This is a genomic window from Paenarthrobacter sp. NPDC089307 (assembly GCF_040685055.1).
GTDB lineage: Bacteria > Actinomycetota > Actinomycetes > Actinomycetales > Micrococcaceae > Arthrobacter.
On record NZ_JBFBHE010000001.1, the window covers coordinates 549384 to 563281 of the forward strand.

At 63.0% G+C, this 13898-nt stretch carries 15 protein-coding genes; 7 read left to right on the forward strand and 8 right to left on the reverse strand.

The features are described 5' to 3' along the window. Positions 1-178: 178 nt before the first annotated feature. From AB0N72_RS02495 to AB0N72_RS02505, 3 genes are read left to right on the forward strand one after another with little or no spacing between them, the layout of a single operon-like run. Positions 179-838, forward strand: coding sequence for a biotin transporter BioY (locus AB0N72_RS02495; RefSeq protein WP_363931969.1), 660 nt, complete (start codon positions 179-181; stop codon positions 836-838). A 5-nt stretch (positions 839-843) separates the two neighbouring features. Next, positions 844-1581 carry an ABC transporter ATP-binding protein gene (locus tag AB0N72_RS02500; RefSeq protein ID WP_363931968.1) on the forward strand — a complete coding sequence of 246 codons (738 nt, stop codon included), beginning with the start codon at positions 844-846 and terminating at the stop codon, positions 1579-1581. Continuing rightward, the gene (locus AB0N72_RS02505; RefSeq protein ID WP_363931966.1) at positions 1578-2216 is read left to right on the forward strand and encodes an energy-coupling factor transporter transmembrane protein EcfT; all 639 of its coding nucleotides are present in this window, start codon (positions 1578-1580) and stop codon (positions 2214-2216) included. The genes AB0N72_RS02500 and AB0N72_RS02505 overlap by 4 nt, the downstream gene beginning before the upstream one ends. A gap of 12 nt (positions 2217-2228) precedes the next feature. Here the strand turns inward: AB0N72_RS02505 and AB0N72_RS02510 are convergent, their stop codons facing one another. Together AB0N72_RS02510 and AB0N72_RS02515 are read right to left on the reverse strand one after the other, a co-directional pair. Continuing rightward, entirely contained in the window at positions 2229-3461 is a 1233-nt protein-coding gene (locus tag AB0N72_RS02510) for a thiolase family protein (RefSeq protein WP_363931965.1), read from the reverse strand. Beyond that, positions 3433-4824 (reverse strand): AMP-binding protein, encoded by a 1392-nt coding sequence (locus AB0N72_RS02515; RefSeq protein ID WP_363931964.1) that lies wholly within the window; start codon positions 4822-4824, stop codon positions 3433-3435. Before AB0N72_RS02515 ends, AB0N72_RS02510 begins: the two co-directional genes overlap by 29 nt. A gap of 61 nt (positions 4825-4885) precedes the next feature. Here AB0N72_RS02515 and AB0N72_RS02520 point away from each other — a divergent pair, with 61 nt between their 5' ends. After that, positions 4886-5788 (forward strand): neutral zinc metallopeptidase, encoded by a 903-nt coding sequence (locus AB0N72_RS02520; protein ID WP_363931962.1) that lies wholly within the window; start codon positions 4886-4888, stop codon positions 5786-5788. Positions 5789-5871: 83 nt separating this feature from the next. Here the strand turns inward: AB0N72_RS02520 and AB0N72_RS02525 are convergent, their stop codons facing one another. Genes AB0N72_RS02525 through AB0N72_RS02550 form a run of 6 tightly spaced genes read right to left on the reverse strand, consistent with a single transcriptional unit; the run spans position 5872 to position 11032 of the window. Then, entirely contained in the window at positions 5872-6204 is a 333-nt protein-coding gene (locus tag AB0N72_RS02525; protein WP_018777579.1) for a metal-sulfur cluster assembly factor, read from the reverse strand. A 13-nt stretch (positions 6205-6217) separates the two neighbouring features. Beyond that, positions 6218-7003: a Fe-S cluster assembly ATPase SufC gene (gene sufC / locus AB0N72_RS02530; RefSeq protein WP_363931961.1), complete on the reverse strand. Its 786-nt coding sequence runs from the start codon at positions 7001-7003 to the stop codon at positions 6218-6220. 43 nt (positions 7004-7046) lie between these two features. Beyond that, positions 7047-7403, reverse strand: coding sequence for a non-heme iron oxygenase ferredoxin subunit (locus AB0N72_RS02535; RefSeq protein ID WP_363931960.1), 357 nt, complete (start codon positions 7401-7403; stop codon positions 7047-7049). A gap of 37 nt (positions 7404-7440) precedes the next feature. Next, a complete protein-coding gene (gene sufD, locus AB0N72_RS02540; RefSeq protein ID WP_363931959.1) occupies positions 7441-8745 on the reverse strand; it encodes a Fe-S cluster assembly protein SufD in 1305 nt (434 codons plus the stop codon). Positions 8746-8747: 2 nt separating this feature from the next. After that, positions 8748-10211, reverse strand: a complete 1464-nt coding sequence (sufB, locus tag AB0N72_RS02545) for a Fe-S cluster assembly protein SufB (protein ID WP_363931957.1) — start codon at positions 10209-10211, stop codon at positions 8748-8750. After that, entirely contained in the window at positions 10211-11032 is an 822-nt protein-coding gene (locus tag AB0N72_RS02550) for a helix-turn-helix domain-containing protein (protein WP_363931955.1), read from the reverse strand. The genes sufB and AB0N72_RS02550 overlap by 1 nt, the downstream gene beginning before the upstream one ends. Before the next feature lie 109 nt (positions 11033-11141). Between AB0N72_RS02550 and AB0N72_RS02555 the strand changes: the two genes are divergently transcribed. The 3 genes from AB0N72_RS02555 to AB0N72_RS02565 are packed head-to-tail and all read left to right on the forward strand — an operon-like array spanning position 11142 to position 13865. Beyond that, positions 11142-12107, forward strand: a complete 966-nt coding sequence (locus tag AB0N72_RS02555) for an ABC transporter ATP-binding protein (RefSeq protein ID WP_363931953.1) — start codon at positions 11142-11144, stop codon at positions 12105-12107. Beyond that, complete coding sequence (locus AB0N72_RS02560; protein ID WP_363931951.1) at positions 12104-12868, forward strand: ABC transporter permease; 765 nt, start codon at positions 12104-12106, stop codon at positions 12866-12868. Before AB0N72_RS02555 ends, AB0N72_RS02560 begins: the two co-directional genes overlap by 4 nt. 34 nt (positions 12869-12902) lie before the next feature. Next, a complete protein-coding gene (locus AB0N72_RS02565) occupies positions 12903-13865 on the forward strand; it encodes a COX15/CtaA family protein (protein WP_363931950.1) in 963 nt (320 codons plus the stop codon). The last annotated feature ends 33 nt before the right edge of the window (positions 13866-13898 follow it).

The window sequence follows — 13898 nt, forward strand, 5'->3', positions numbered from 1 at the left end:
GGCACCCCGGGCGCCCGGCGACATCCTCCTCCAGCAACGGAAACTGTGCCTACGCTCAAAGAATTCAGGGCCCCCTTGTAGGGAGGCTCCAAAATCCACCTGGCTCCGTAACCGTATTCTCGAAACCAGGGGGAACAAGCACTTTCATCGCACCCGTCTGACTCCGTTAGGACCTGTCATGAGCAAGACCGACTCTGCTGCTGCCGCTGCCAATGCCACTGCCTCTGCCAATGCGAATGCCGCTGTGCAGCGGCCCACCACCTCACGCAAGCGCTGGAACGCGACCGACCTTGGCCTCATCGCCGTTTTCGCGGCCCTGGTGGCGGCGTCCTCGATCGTTCCCGGCATACCTGTAGGGGCCTTGGGCGTGCCTATCACCCTGGTGACCCTGACGGTGATGCTCAGCGGACTGGTTCTTGGCGCGGGCCGCGGCTTTGCCGCCGTCGGACTGTATGTCCTCCTGGGACTGGCAGGCCTGCCCATCTTCAGTGGAGGCCGCAGCGGCCTGGGTATCCTCGCAAGCCCTTCCGCCGGGTACATCATCGCTTTCCCCCTTGCGGCGGCAGCCACCGGCTTCCTGGCCGGTTTGGTGATCCGCAGGACCGTGAAGCACCGGGGGCTCTGGCTCTTTGCCGCCACCATGGTCAGCAGCATCGTGATTGTCCATGGCCTGGGCATCCTCGGCATGATGGCCAACGCCAAACTGGACTTCGGCAAGGCGCTCCTCGCTGATCTTCCGTTCCTTCCCGGCGATACGCTGAAGAATGTCCTGGCGGTGATCATTGCCTTGGCCATTCACAAGGCTTTCCCGGATGTCCTGGTACGTCGGGTCAAGTAAAAAGCATGAACACCATCACTTTCAGCGGAGTCTCGGTGCGCGTAGCCGTGGACGCCAGCGACACATACAAAACACTCCTGCAGGACCTCTCACTGGAGCTCACGGAGCGGCGGATCGGCGTGATCGGTGCCAACGGTTCCGGTAAGTCCACTTTCCTCCGGCTGCTGAACGGCCTGGTGGCTCCCACTGATGGAAGCGTGGTGGTGCATGGCCACAGCACAGATTCGGATGTCCGCCGTGTCCGGGCGAACGTGGGCTTCGTCTTCACCGATCCCCTGTCCCAACTGGTCATGCCGACGGGGCGGGAGGACGTTGAGCTATCGCTGCGCCGATCGGTCAGGGACCCCAAGGAGCGTGCCGCCCGTGCTGAGGCGGTCCTTGACCGCTTTGGCCTCCTCCACCTCGCTGACCAGAGCATCTATGAGCTATCCGGCGGAGAGCGCCAATTGCTGGCTTTGGCCGCGGTGCTGGCCGTCAATCCTGGTGTCCTGGTCCTCGACGAACCGTCAACCCTGCTTGATCTGCGCAACCGCGAACTCTTGCGCCGGACGATTGCCGGCCTGGACCAACAAGTCATCATGTCCACACATGACCTCGACCTGGTCCTGGAGATGGACCGGGTCCTGGTGGTGGAGGCGGGTCGCATAGTGTTCGACGGCGGTGCGGCCGAGGGCGTCGCCCATTACCGCGCGCTGTGCGCGGCGGCCCTGGGCGGACTGCCGCTGGAAGGGGCGCCCAAGTGAGGGGGCACGGCTTCCTGATCGCCAATTACGTTCCGGGCAACTCCCTGATCCACCGCACTCCCCTGTGGCTGAAATTCCTGGTGGTGGCTGCCTGCGGAACGGCCTCCTTCCTCATAGTGGACTGGGCGGTTTCCGTGCTCGTCCTGGTTGTCGTGTCGGGGCTTTTCCTGCTCAGCGGCGCCGGGTTCAGGCGGCTCGCCGGTTCCATCCGGATGGTGGCCCCGATCCTGCTGGTCATCGGCTTGTTCCAGTGGTGGCAGCTTGGTGGGCCCACCGCGGCCCGCATCGTGCTCAATGTGCTGGTCTGCGTCGTGGCTGCCTCGGTGCTGACGGCCACAACGCCGGTGCAGGAACTGTTGGATGGTGTGGTGTCCGTTTCACGACCCTTCCGCAGGTTCGGTGCCGATCCCGAGCGCTTCGCGCTCACCATCGCGGTGATGCTCAGGAGCATCCCGTTCATTGCCGGCGCCTTCGCGGACGTGCGGGATGCCGCGCGTGCCCGGGGCCTTGAGCGGAACCCGAGGGCCTTGGTCCTGCCGGTCTTCATCACCACCGTGGCCTACGCCCGGCAAACCGGTGACGCCTTGGCCGCACGGGGACTTGGCGAAGCAGACGAACCAGCCTCGAAGAACTAGGGCGTCAAAGAACTAGAGCCTTGAATACCGCAGCAGGCTTGCGGTCCCCATTCCTCCGGCGATACTGATCATCGCCAGGCCCAGTGCGGCAGATCCCGTCCCGGCATACCGGTTCCTTGCTTGGGCCAGCAACCGGGTCACCAGGACCGCGCCCGAGGCACCGTAACCGTGCCCCAACGCCAGCGCACCTCCCTCCAGGTTGGCCCGGGCCGGGTCAATACCGAGGTACTCCAGGCAGGCGACAGTTTGGGATGCGAAGGCCTCATTGAATTCGATGAGGTCAAGGGAGCCTGGATTCACGCCGTTCCGGGCAAGCAACCGTTTCGCGGCGTGGGCAGCACCGATTCCCAAGAGCTCCGGATCAACGCCGGCGGTGTCGCTGCCCAGCACCAACAAGCCATCGGGCGCACCGATGCTGCGGGCCCGCTGCAGCGACGTGACAATGACGGCGGATGCGGCGTCAGCGTCGAAGCACGAGTTGGCAGCGGTGACTGTTCCGCCGGGTACGAACGCAGCCGGGAACCGGGCCATCAGGGAGGGACCCAGCGAGGGTTTGGGGCCGTCGTCGGCAACAACAAGCTCCTCGGAGCCCATCAGCGGGACGATCTCATCGGCGTATTTGCCCCCAGCTGCGGCAGCCACGGCACGGCGGTGGCTGCGGAGGGCATACTGATCCTGCCGTTCCCGGGTCACTCCGAACTTCGCGGCGACACTCTCCGCTGCGACACCCATGTCCGGGTCTCCGAACTGCGGCGGCACGAAGGTGGCCCGGGTGTAGAAGTCCAGGCCGCCGTCGAGGTTCCTGTTGGCCCTGGCAGGCGCGGTACTGATGCTTTCGACGCCGCCTGCCAGGAACAGGGGATCACCGCCTGCAGCCACCAACCTCGCGGCGAGGGCAATGGCGTCCAGGCCTGAGCCGCACTGGCGGTCCACGGTGAGTCCCGGCACCGTGACGGGCAGGCCGGCCTGGAGGGCGGCATATCTGGCGAGGTTCCCGCCGCCGCCCACGGCGTTGCCGATGATGACATCGTCCACCTCAGCGGGCTGCACTCCAGTGGACTCGAGCAAGGAGCCGAGCACTGGCGCCAGGAGATCCGTGGCGCGCAGGTGCTTGAGTTGTCCCTTGGCACGGCATATGGGAGACCGAAGGGCCGCGATGATGACCGCTTGCCGGGATGGATCAATTTCCTGCTGGGATCCAGCCGAGGGCTTGGTGCTAACCAAGGAGCTGAGCCCTGTGATCATGATTCTTGATCCAATCCAGCAGCACCTTCCGGCTGACCTTGCCACGGTCCGTCATCGGCAGTTCGGACAGCAGGTAGAACTGCAGCGGCCACTTGTCCCGGGCCAGCAGGCCGTCCAGCCCCGTGCGCAGTTGCGTGGCCGTTACGGCACCATAGGCAGGCACGACGCCGGCAATCACCTTTTGGCCACGGATATCGTCAGGCGCGCCGGCGGCGACCGCAACTTCGATGCCTGGAACCGAAGCCATGGCCAGTTCCACCTCGTGGGGGTAGACGTTCTTCCCTGAGGTGACGATCATGTCCGAACGCCGGCCCAGGATGTGGAGGACTCCCCCATGCAAGTAGCCCTGGTCCCCTACGGTGTACCAACCATTGAGGCAACGCAATGCCTGTCCGTCGTCGCCCCACAGATAACCGTTGCTGACCATTCCGCTGCGCACGCTGATATTGCCGTGAACGCCTTCGGGCAACGGCTTGCCTGAGTCGTCGAGAATACTCAGCTCGACCCCGGGGAACGGGCTTCCGATGCCTGTGCCACCGGCATCGAGGGGCTCGCCTGCGGCGAGTCGGGTCCCTGAGACGAAACTCAGCTCCGAGGCGCCGTAGTACTCATAAATAGCCGCATGCGGCGCCCACCGCCGGGCTGCTTCCAAGGTCCGGGCGTCCAGCTTTGATCCTGCGCAGATGATGCTGCGGATGCCTGAGGCATCGACATCGCCGGCGAGGCCCCGTTCGCTCAGCAACCGCAGCATGGTCGGTGCCAGGACCAGACGGGTGATGCCGTCATGGCTGATGGCCGCGTGAGCGTCGCCCACGTCGAACGATTCAAGAGTGTGGAACGCAGCACCGGCATAAAGGCACTCTGAGAGGGCATAGAGGTTAAGGCTGGCGGAAAGAGGCCCCGGGGCCAAGGTGTGGTCCTCCTGCGTCAGTCCGAAGAACTCGATGGAAGCCTCGAAAGACACCTGCCAGGAACGCCGGGAGCGCGTGAAGGCCTTGGGAACAGACGTGGTGCCCGAGGTCAGGCCCACCAGGAAAGTACTCGAAGGATCCCCGTCCACGAGAGTGCCGTCAACGGCCGCCTTGGACTCGACAATCCGTGATGCAACTTCCTCAATCATTGGACCGGGCCATAACGGGTCAAGGACAGCGCAGCGACGTTCTCCCGCCACGGCGGCGGCGTAACGCTCGACGAAGCCGACAGAGTTGGGCTCGGCCAGCACCGTGGTTGGACCAGAAGCACGCACCAGCCCTGCCGCGGCGTCACGGAGTCCCGCCCAGGTGATCCGGCTGCTGCCCACGACGACGGCGGTGTCGTGAGGGCGCTCATCAGCCCAGATGTGAAGTTTGTCCAGGAAAGGCATCCAGCCTATTTTACGGCAGTGTCCGGCCTCCGACGGCAAAAGTGACGTCTATTCTGACTGTATGAGTTTCAACGATGGCGCACAGCTTGACCCGTCCCAAGTAGAGGACCGACGTGGCAGTGGTATGGGCAGGGGTACCAAGATCGGTGGTGGCATCGGAGGTGGCATTGTGGTGCTGCTGCTCGCCCTCTTCGGTATCAACCCCAACATTCTCGGCGACCTGAGCGGCGGTGGCGGTGCTCCGCCCGCCGTGGACAGTGGAAGCGGCGCTGGAGGTGTGCAGGAGTGCCAAACCGGCGCCGACGCGGACAAACGCCTCGATTGCCGCATCACCGGCACGGTCAACAGCCTCAATGCCTTTTGGCCCGACTACCTCGCCCAGTACAACGTGAAGTACTCCCGTCCAGGGACCGTCATCTTCGAACAGGGCACCAACACCGGTTGTGGCCCGGCCACAACGGCGGTGGGTCCGTTCTACTGCCCGGCCGACGTCAAAGCCTACTTCGACCCCGGATTCTTCGATGAACTGGTGACACGGTTTGGCTCATCGGGTGGCCCACTCGCCCAGGAGTACGTGGTGGCCCATGAATTCGGCCACCACATCCAAAACATCCTGGGCAACCTCGACCGAGCCCAGCAGGATCCACAAGGACCCCAGTCGGGCGGGGTGCGGGTAGAACTGCAAGCTGATTGCTACGCGGGGTTGTGGGTACGCCACGCCACGACGCAAACCGACAGCAGTGGCAAGCCGTTCCTCGATCCCCTGACCGAGCAGGACCTGCAGGACGCACTTTCGGCTGCGTCCGCCGTCGGCGATGACCGTATTCAGAAAGCCGCCACGGGACGTGTGTCCCCCGAGTCCTGGACGCACGGTTCGAGCCAACAGCGGCAAAAGTGGTTCTACCAGGGGTACACCACCGGCGACATCAACAAGTGCGATACCTTCGGGGTGGCCACCCCGTAACGTCTGCTTCAAACGAAAGAAGGGTTCCGGGTATATGCCCGGAACCCTTCTTCATGCCCGCAAACCGCGGGCTTAATACTTGATCAGATGTTGAAGCCGAGAGCCCGCATCTGGTCCTTGCCGTCGTCGGTGATCCGCTCCGGACCCCACGGCGGCATCCATACCCAGTTCAGGCGCCAATCGTCTACCACTCCGTCGAGGGACTTGCCCACCTGCTCCTCGAGCACGTCAGTCAGCGGGCAGGCCGCCGTCGTCAGTGTCATGTCGATCAGTAGGGCGCCGTCCTCGTCCGAGTACTTGAGGCCGTAAAGGAGGCCAAGGTCCACCACGTTGACTCCGAGCTCCGGGTCAATGACGTCCTTGAGCGCTTCCTCGACGTCCTCGAGGCTGGTGCGCGCGGCGTTGATTTCGGTCATGGAATGATCCTAACTAGGCCTGCACAGCAGGAGCAACGGCAACGCCGGCGCCTGGGGCGTAGCGGTCGTAGCCCTCTTCTTCAAGGCGGTCGGCCAGCTCAGGGCCGCCCTCTTCAACAACCTTTCCGTCCACGAACACGTGGACGAATTCCGGCTTGATGTAGCGCAGGATGCGGGTGTAGTGCGTGATGAGCAGTGTTCCCAGGTTGCCGGCGTCCTGCGCGCGGTTCACGCCCTCGGAGACCACCTTCAGTGCATCTACGTCAAGGCCAGAGTCGGTCTCGTCGAGGATGGCGAACTTGGGCTTGAAGAGTTCCAGCTGGAGGATCTCGACACGCTTCTTCTCGCCGCCGGAGAAGCCTTCGTTGACGTTGCGCTGGGCGAAGTCGGCGTCAATGCGCAGCTGCTGCATGGCAGCCTTGACGTCCTTGGTCCAGGTACGCAGTGCAGGTGCTTCGCCGTCGATCGCGGTCTTTGCGGTGCGAAGGAAGTTGGTCATGGTGACACCGGGGACCTCCACCGGGTACTGCATGGCCAGGAAGAGGCCGGCGCGGGCACGCTCGTCAACGCTCATGTCCAGGACGTTTTCGCCGTCCAGGGTGATGCTGCCGCTGGTGACGGTGTAACGCGGGTGACCGGCGATCGTGGAGGCAAGGGTGGACTTGCCCGAGCCGTTGGGGCCCATGATGGCGTGGGTTTCACCGGTCTTGATGGTAAGGCTGACGCCCTTCAGGATCTCCTTGGTGCCCTGCTCCGTCTCAATGCTGACGTGCAGGTCCTTGATCTCAAGAGTAGACATGCTCTTCTTTCTTTTCGTTCGTAAGTCTGGCGGTACTGGGCGTTCAGTAGTTCTCTACCGAAGCACCGTTCACAACATTGGTCACGTCCACGTACACGTCGTCGCCATCGATGGTGACGGCAAAAACAGGTACGGGATCGTAGGCGGGCAGCTGGAGGGGTTGACCGCTGCGGAGATCGAACTGGGAACCGTGGCCCCAGCATTCGATCGCGCAGCCTTCAACTTCGCCTTCGGACAATGAAATGTCCGCGTGCGAGCAGGTATCACCGATGGCGTGGATCTCGCCCATGGAATCCCTGACGATCGCTACGGGGTAGTCATCGATGAGGACCCGCAGGGCCTGCTTGACCTGGATGTCATTGGCGTTGCACACCAGTTCGCCCTTGGTTTGTTCACTCATGATTGTCCGGACTGCCTGTCTTGGTTGGTGGTCGACGTTAGTTGTCGGTTGCGGCGAGCTCGTGCTCAACTGCGTCCGTCAGGCGGTCTTCGATGGCCGGTACGTTGATCTTCTGGATGATCTCGTTGAGGAAGCCACGGACAACGAGCCTGCGGGCAACATCTTCCGGAATACCGCGTGCCATGAGGTAGAACAGGTGCTCGTCATCGAAACGGCCGGTGGCGCTGGCGTGGCCGGCCCCGGCAATGAGGCCCGTCTCGATTTCCAGGTTCGGTACCGAGTCGGCACGGCAGCCATCGGTAAGCACCAGGTTCTGGTTCTTCTCGTAGCTGTCGGTTCCTTCGGCGTTCTTCTGGATAAGGACGTCGCCCACCCATACGGTGTGTGCGCCTTTGCCCTGCAAGGCACCCTTGTACAGCACGTTGGAAACGCAGTTCGGCTGACCGTGGTCAACGAACGTGCGGTGCTCGAGGTGCTGGCCGGCGTCGGCGAAGTACAGGCCGAAGAGTTCAACTTCGCCGCCGGGAGCAGCAAAGCGTGCAGTCGGCGTGACCCGGACGAGGTCGCCTCCCAGGCTGACCACGATGTGCTTGAACTTGGCGTCGCGGCCGATCTTCGCCTGCTGGGAAGAAGCGTGGACGGAGTCGTCGTTCCACTCCTGCAAGGACACGACTGTCAGCTCCGCGCCGTCCTCAAGAATGATTTCCACATTCTCGGATACAACGGCGGAACCTTCGTGACCGAGAACCAGGACACCCTTGGAGAACTTCTCCGCCACGACAACGATGTGCTGCGCGGCGGCGTCGCTCCCGGCGCCCGTGAGCGTGACGGTGATTTCCGACTCGAGCGAAACCTCCGACGGAAGCGTGATGACCGTGGCTTCCTTGAAGTTGGCCCACGCGTTCGCCGAGACACGGTCCTCCGGAATGCCGGCGGAACCGATGCGGTGGTCGTCACGACCAACGGTCTCTACAGAGACCCCAGCCGGTGCCGAAACCGTGACAGCCGGTGCCGCGCCGGTGAGGGCTTCGGAGTGGAGGCCACGGAGGCGACGAAGCGGTGTGAACCGCCAGTCTTCTTCGAGTCCGGTCAGCGCCTTGAAATCCTCAAGCGTGTAGGAGGTCAGGCGGCCCGCGCGGGAGCTGTCCGGGACACCGACCCCGCCACCGTGGGAGTGGCTCTTGGCCGAAGCGCCGGCAAGCGGGCCCGCAGAAGGCTGTGCCGCCGTCGAGCCGTCAGCGTTGATGGGCGAGAGGTTCTCGCCTTCCTCCGTGAAGCCGTCGATAAAGGGCTGTGCTGAAGGCGCGCCGATGCGGGCCTTTTCAGTAGTGATATCAGTCATTATTAACCGACGGATCCTTCCATCTGAAGTTCAATCAAGCGGTTCAGCTCAAGGGCGTATTCCATGGGCAGTTCCCGGGCGATCGGCTCAATAAAGCCGCGCACGATCATGGCCATGGCCTCGTCCTCCGGCATGCCGCGGGACATCAGGTAGAAGAGCTGTTCCTCGCTGACACGGGAGACGGTTGCCTCGTGGCCCAGCACGACGTCGTCCTCGCGGATGTCGATGTACGGGTACGTATCCGAGCGGGAAATGGTGTCCACCAGCAGCGCGTCACAGCGGACCGTGTTGGCCGAGTGCTTGGCACCTTCGCGGACCTGGACCAAGCCGCGGTAGGCAGCGCGGCCGCCACCGCGGGCGACGGACTTGGAAATGATCGAACTCTTGGTGTTCGGTGCGATGTGGACCATCTTGGAGCCGGTGTCCTGGTGCTGGCCCTCTCCTGCGAAGGCGATCGACAGGGTCTCGCCCTTGGCGTGCTCGCCTACGAGGTAGACAGCCGGGTACTTCATGGTCACCTTGGAACCGATGTTGCCATCGACCCATTCCATGGTGGCGCCTTCTTCGCAGATGGCGCGCTTGGTGACCAGGTTGTACACGTTGTTGGACCAGTTCTGGATGGTGGTGTAGCGGACGCGGGCGCCCTTCTTCACCACGATCTCCACGACGGCGGAGTGCAAGGAGTCCGAGGTGTAGATCGGAGCCGTGCAGCCTTCGATGTAGTGGACGTAGGAGTCCTCATCGGCGATGATCAGCGTGCGCTCAAACTGGCCCATGTTCTCCGTGTTGATACGGAAGTAGGCCTGCAGCGGGATATCCACGTGCACACCCTTGGGCACATACACGAACGATCCGCCGGACCAGACAGCCGTGTTCAGCGACGCGAACTTGTTGTCGCCCACGGGGATGATGGTGCCGAAGTACTCCTGGAAAATCTCCGGGTGCTCCCGCAGGGCGGTGTCGGTGTCAAGGAAGATGACGCCCTGGGCTTCCAGGTCCTCGCGGATCTGGTGGTAGACAACCTCGGACTCATACTGGGCAGCGACGCCCGAGACGAGGCGGCTGCGCTCAGCTTCCGGAATACCCAGTTTTTCGTAGGTGTTGCGGATGTCCTCGGGGAGGTCTTCCCAGGTTGCCGCCTGCTTTTCGGTGGAACGCACGAAGTACTTGATGTTGTCGAAGTCAATGCCCGAGAGGTCCGCACCCCACGTAGGCATGGGCTTACGGTCGAAGTACTTCAGGCCTTTCAGGCGCAGATCGAGCATCCATTCGGGCTCGTTCTTCTTCGAGGAGATGTCGCGGACGACCTCCTCGTTGAGGCCACGACGGGCGTTGGCGCCTACGTCGTTCTTGTCGGCCCAGCCGTACTCGTAGTTTCCGATACCGTGCAGTTCGGGATTCTTCTCCAGAATCTCCGAGATCACAGTGCCGTCGGCTACCGCTTTCTCTGCTATTTGGTCCGTCATCACGGCCTTTCTTGATGATTGGTTGATTCCTGATACGGGCTTTCGGACTGCACTTCGGCGCCTGGGGGCACCGTGGCAGCCAAACGCCCGGTAGGTATATGGGTGGTGCAAACATGTCCGCCCTGCGCGAGAGTGGACAGACGCCGGACGTCAACGCCCACCAATCGCGAGAAGACCTTGGTTTCGGTATCGCAGAAAACGGGGAATTCCGCAGCGAGGCGTTGAATCGGGCAGTGCCCCTGGCACAGTTGCACACTGGATAGCGCTGCAGGAAGCGGTGCCTTGGCCTCGATTGAATGGGCTGAGGCAACAAAGCCATCCCGGCTCAGGGCCTTCGACAGAGCCATGGCCCTGGCAGTGATGTCGTCCCCTGCAGCCTGGACTTCCGGTGCGTAGCGGCGTTCCATATCCGCAAAACGCTCTTCCGCGTACTCACGAACGGCGTCTTCACCTGCCAGTTCCTGAAGTCGCCTCAAGGCGGAACTGGCAATATTCAGGTAATCGTCGCCAAGCTTGGACTGCCCCTGGGAACTGAGGACGTAGCGGCGTGCAGGACGACCTGCGCCGGAACCGGCCTTGGCGACCCGTTTGACCTCGATGATGCCACTGCGTTCCAGATGGTCCAGGTGCCGGCGGACGGCGGCAGGGGTAAATCCGAGGAGATCACCCAGTTCCGCGGCGCTGACCGGACCATTTTCAAGTACGGCGCTCAAGACACGGTCGCGGGTGCGGTCATCGGCGTCCGGCAGCGCGGGCGAGGCCACAAGGGCCTCTGCCGCTGCAGCATGCCGTTTAGGTGGCATGGATACTGGACTGCTCATGGAATACACAACACAATCATGTCGTAATTTGTTTCATGCATCCAGTAAGGCAAGACTGACCTTTGTTCCCCGCCAAGTGTGACCGTACTACTTCACGTAGAATACTCTGGTGCGATCACCCGAATCTCCTGTCCTCACCATAGACAGACTCATCAAGGATGTAGGCCCCCTGGCCTCCCTCGACGGCAAAATGCTACGGGTGGTCAGCGGACTGTCCCTGGTGGCTGAGCGTGGGCAGGTTACCGCCCTCCTGGGTGCCAACGGCGCCGGCAAGACCACTACCCTGGAATGCGCCCAGGGCCTGCAGAAGCGCACGGGCGGCACAATCTCCCTGTTGGGAGCGGATCCGGATACTGCAGGGGCGGACTTGCGTTCCCGGGTAGGTGTGATGCTCCAGGACGGCGGCCTGCCGCCGTCGGCCCGTCCCATCCCGCTGCTGCGGCACGTAGCCGGCATGTACAAGAACCCCATGGACGTCGACTCCCTGGTGGAGCGACTGGGGATCGACCAGTTCAGCAGGACCGGAGTGCGCCGTCTTTCAGGAGGCCAGAAGCAGCGGTTGGCGTTGGCGGCGGCTTTGGTTGGAAACCCGGAGATCCTGTTCCTGGACGAACCCAGCGCCGGACTCGATCCCCAGTCGCGTCAAATGGTGTTCGAACTCATCGCTGAGCTCAGGGACGCGGGAATGGGGATCGTACTCACCACCCACCTGATGGATGACGCCGAGCGGCTGGCAGACTACGTCTACATCATCGACGGCGGTCACAACGTGGCGGAAGGGACCGTGGCCGAGCTCCTTAGCCATGATCATTCCGCGGACGCCACAGCCTCGGACCGGACACTTTACTTTGATGCACCTGCCGGACTTGATTTCACGGGCGTCGTGGGTGCTGGACTCCACGTCACCGAGTCCCGCTCCGGGAGCTACGCCATTACCGGCGCAATCACGCCGACGGACCTGGCCAAACTCACTACCTGGTGGGCAGAACGGAACATCATGCCGGCCTCATTGCGATTGGAAGCGCGCAGCCTGGAAGACGTGTTCCTCGATATCTCCGGAAGGGACCTCCGATGAGCGGTCTTCTCACTCCCAACGCAGGGCCGTCCTCCCTGCCCCGCCGTATCCTGCAGCAGGGTCGGTACGAAACCATCACGATGCTGCGCAATGGCGAACAACTCATACTTGCCATCGTCCTGCCGCTGATGGCGCTGGTGGGCCTGGTTGTCACTCCCCTGCTGGATGGCCTGGGGTCCTCGCGTGTTGATACGGCGACACCCGGCATCCTGGCTCTTTGCGCCATGTCCACGGCTTTTACGGGACAGGGCATCGCCACGGGATTCGATCGCCGCTACGGCGTCCTGCGTTTCCTGTCCACCACCCCGCTGGGCCGGGGAGGGCTCATTGCCGGGAAAAACCTTGCCGTGCTGGTGGTGCTGTTCCTGCAGGTCCTGGTGGTGGGAGCCGTGGCAGGCTTCCTCGGATGGCAACCACGGCCGGAAGCCTGGCTTCCAGGGCTTGGCCTGTTGATCCTGGGCGCCGCGGCCTTCACCGCACTTGGCTTGTTGGTTGCCGGCACTGTGCGGCCCGAGGCAACCCTTGCAATCACCAACCTGCTCTGGATCCTCCTGGGTGCGATGGGTGGCATCGTTGTACCGGCGGACCGGTTGCCGGCGGCGCTCCAGGGCATCGTGCACTTCCTGCCTTCCGGGGCGCTGGGGCAGGGTTTGCGGGATACCTTCCTCCTCGGCGCGGCTCCCCTGCCTGCCGTCCTGATTCTCCTGCTGTGGACCGTACTGGCCGGCGCCGCAGCCATCCGCTGGTTCAAGTGGAACTAAGCAAAACCGAGCAGAACCAAGAAGTGAGAAAACTGTGAGCACGGCATCGCGCCTTCCGAAAACCATCCAGCAATGGACGTCCAAAATGCCCACCGAAGTCAACGCTGCCGTGCGCCGCCTGGCGTTGCTGTCCCTGATCGGGCAGACCATCCTGGTGGTCACAGGCGGGGCTGTGCGGCTCACGGCGTCAGGCCTGGGCTGCCCTACCTGGCCACGCTGCACCAGCGATTCGTTGGTCAATACTCCTGAAATGGGTATCCACGGCTTCATCGAATTCGGCAACCGCCTTCTGACGTTCGCCCTCGCGGCCGTCGCCGCGTTGATGTTGGTCTATTTGTGGAACCTCCGCAAACAGCGCCGTGACCTCTTCCTGCTGGCACTCGGTCTTCTTGCCAGCATCCCGGCCCAGGCAATTATTGGCGGAATCACGGTCCTGTCCAACCTCAACCCCTGGGTTGTTGGCCTGCATTTCCTGGTGTCCATGGCATTGGTGGTCCTTGCGACCCTTCTTGTCAACAGGGCCTATGGGCGGAGCGGGCGTTTCATGAACAGGGTTTTGCCGGCCCTTCCTTCGATGACGCGTCCGGTGATGATGGCAGTTGCCGTGTTCTCAGCGCTCTCGGTAATGCTCGGAGTCGTAGTTACGGGCGCCGGACCGCATGCCGGGGATGCCGATGCTCCGAGGAACGACCTCGATTGGGATCTCTTTTCCCACATTCATGCAGTCCCCGCCTACCTCATTACTGCGGGAACCCTGCTCGCCGTGTTCCTGGTGGTCCGCCGCAGGATCGCCGGTCCATTCCGTACCGCCGCCTTCCTCCTGCTTGGCGTGACCTTGCTCCAGGCAGCGATCGGCTTCACCCAGTACTACAACGGTATTCCGGCGCTTCTGGTGGGCGCGCATATGTTGGGCGCAGCGCTGCTCATGAGCGCAGCCACCAATGCGGCGGATGTCGCCAGGCACAGTCCGTCGGGTAAGCACAGTCCGGTCGAGTAGGCACAGTCCGGTTCGCCGCATGCTGGCAGGTGG

Coding starts and splice junctions, on each gene's coding strand:
- sufC (WP_363931961.1), bottom strand. CDS start 7,003: ATGTCTACTCTTGAGATCAAGGACCTGCACGTCAGCATTGAGACGGAG.
- AB0N72_RS02535 (WP_363931960.1), bottom strand. CDS start 7,403: ATGAGTGAACAAACCAAGGGCGAACTGGTGTGCAACGCCAATGACATC.
- AB0N72_RS02520 (WP_363931962.1), top strand. CDS start 4,886: ATGAGTTTCAACGATGGCGCACAGCTTGACCCGTCCCAAGTAGAGGAC.
- AB0N72_RS02500 (WP_363931968.1), top strand. CDS start 844: ATGAACACCATCACTTTCAGCGGAGTCTCGGTGCGCGTAGCCGTGGAC.
- AB0N72_RS02560 (WP_363931951.1), top strand. CDS start 12,104: ATGAGCGGTCTTCTCACTCCCAACGCAGGGCCGTCCTCCCTGCCCCGC.
- sufB (WP_363931957.1), bottom strand. CDS start 10,211: ATGACGGACCAAATAGCAGAGAAAGCGGTAGCCGACGGCACTGTGATC.
- AB0N72_RS02515 (WP_363931964.1), bottom strand. CDS start 4,824: ATGCCTTTCCTGGACAAACTTCACATCTGGGCTGATGAGCGCCCTCAC.
- AB0N72_RS02510 (WP_363931965.1), bottom strand. CDS start 3,461: ATGATCACAGGGCTCAGCTCCTTGGTTAGCACCAAGCCCTCGGCTGGA.
- AB0N72_RS02550 (WP_363931955.1), bottom strand. CDS start 11,032: ATGAGCAGTCCAGTATCCATGCCACCTAAACGGCATGCTGCAGCGGCA.
- AB0N72_RS02495 (WP_363931969.1), top strand. CDS start 179: ATGAGCAAGACCGACTCTGCTGCTGCCGCTGCCAATGCCACTGCCTCT.
- AB0N72_RS02525 (WP_018777579.1), bottom strand. CDS start 6,204: ATGACCGAAATCAACGCCGCGCGCACCAGCCTCGAGGACGTCGAGGAA.
- sufD (WP_363931959.1), bottom strand. CDS start 8,745: ATGACTGATATCACTACTGAAAAGGCCCGCATCGGCGCGCCTTCAGCA.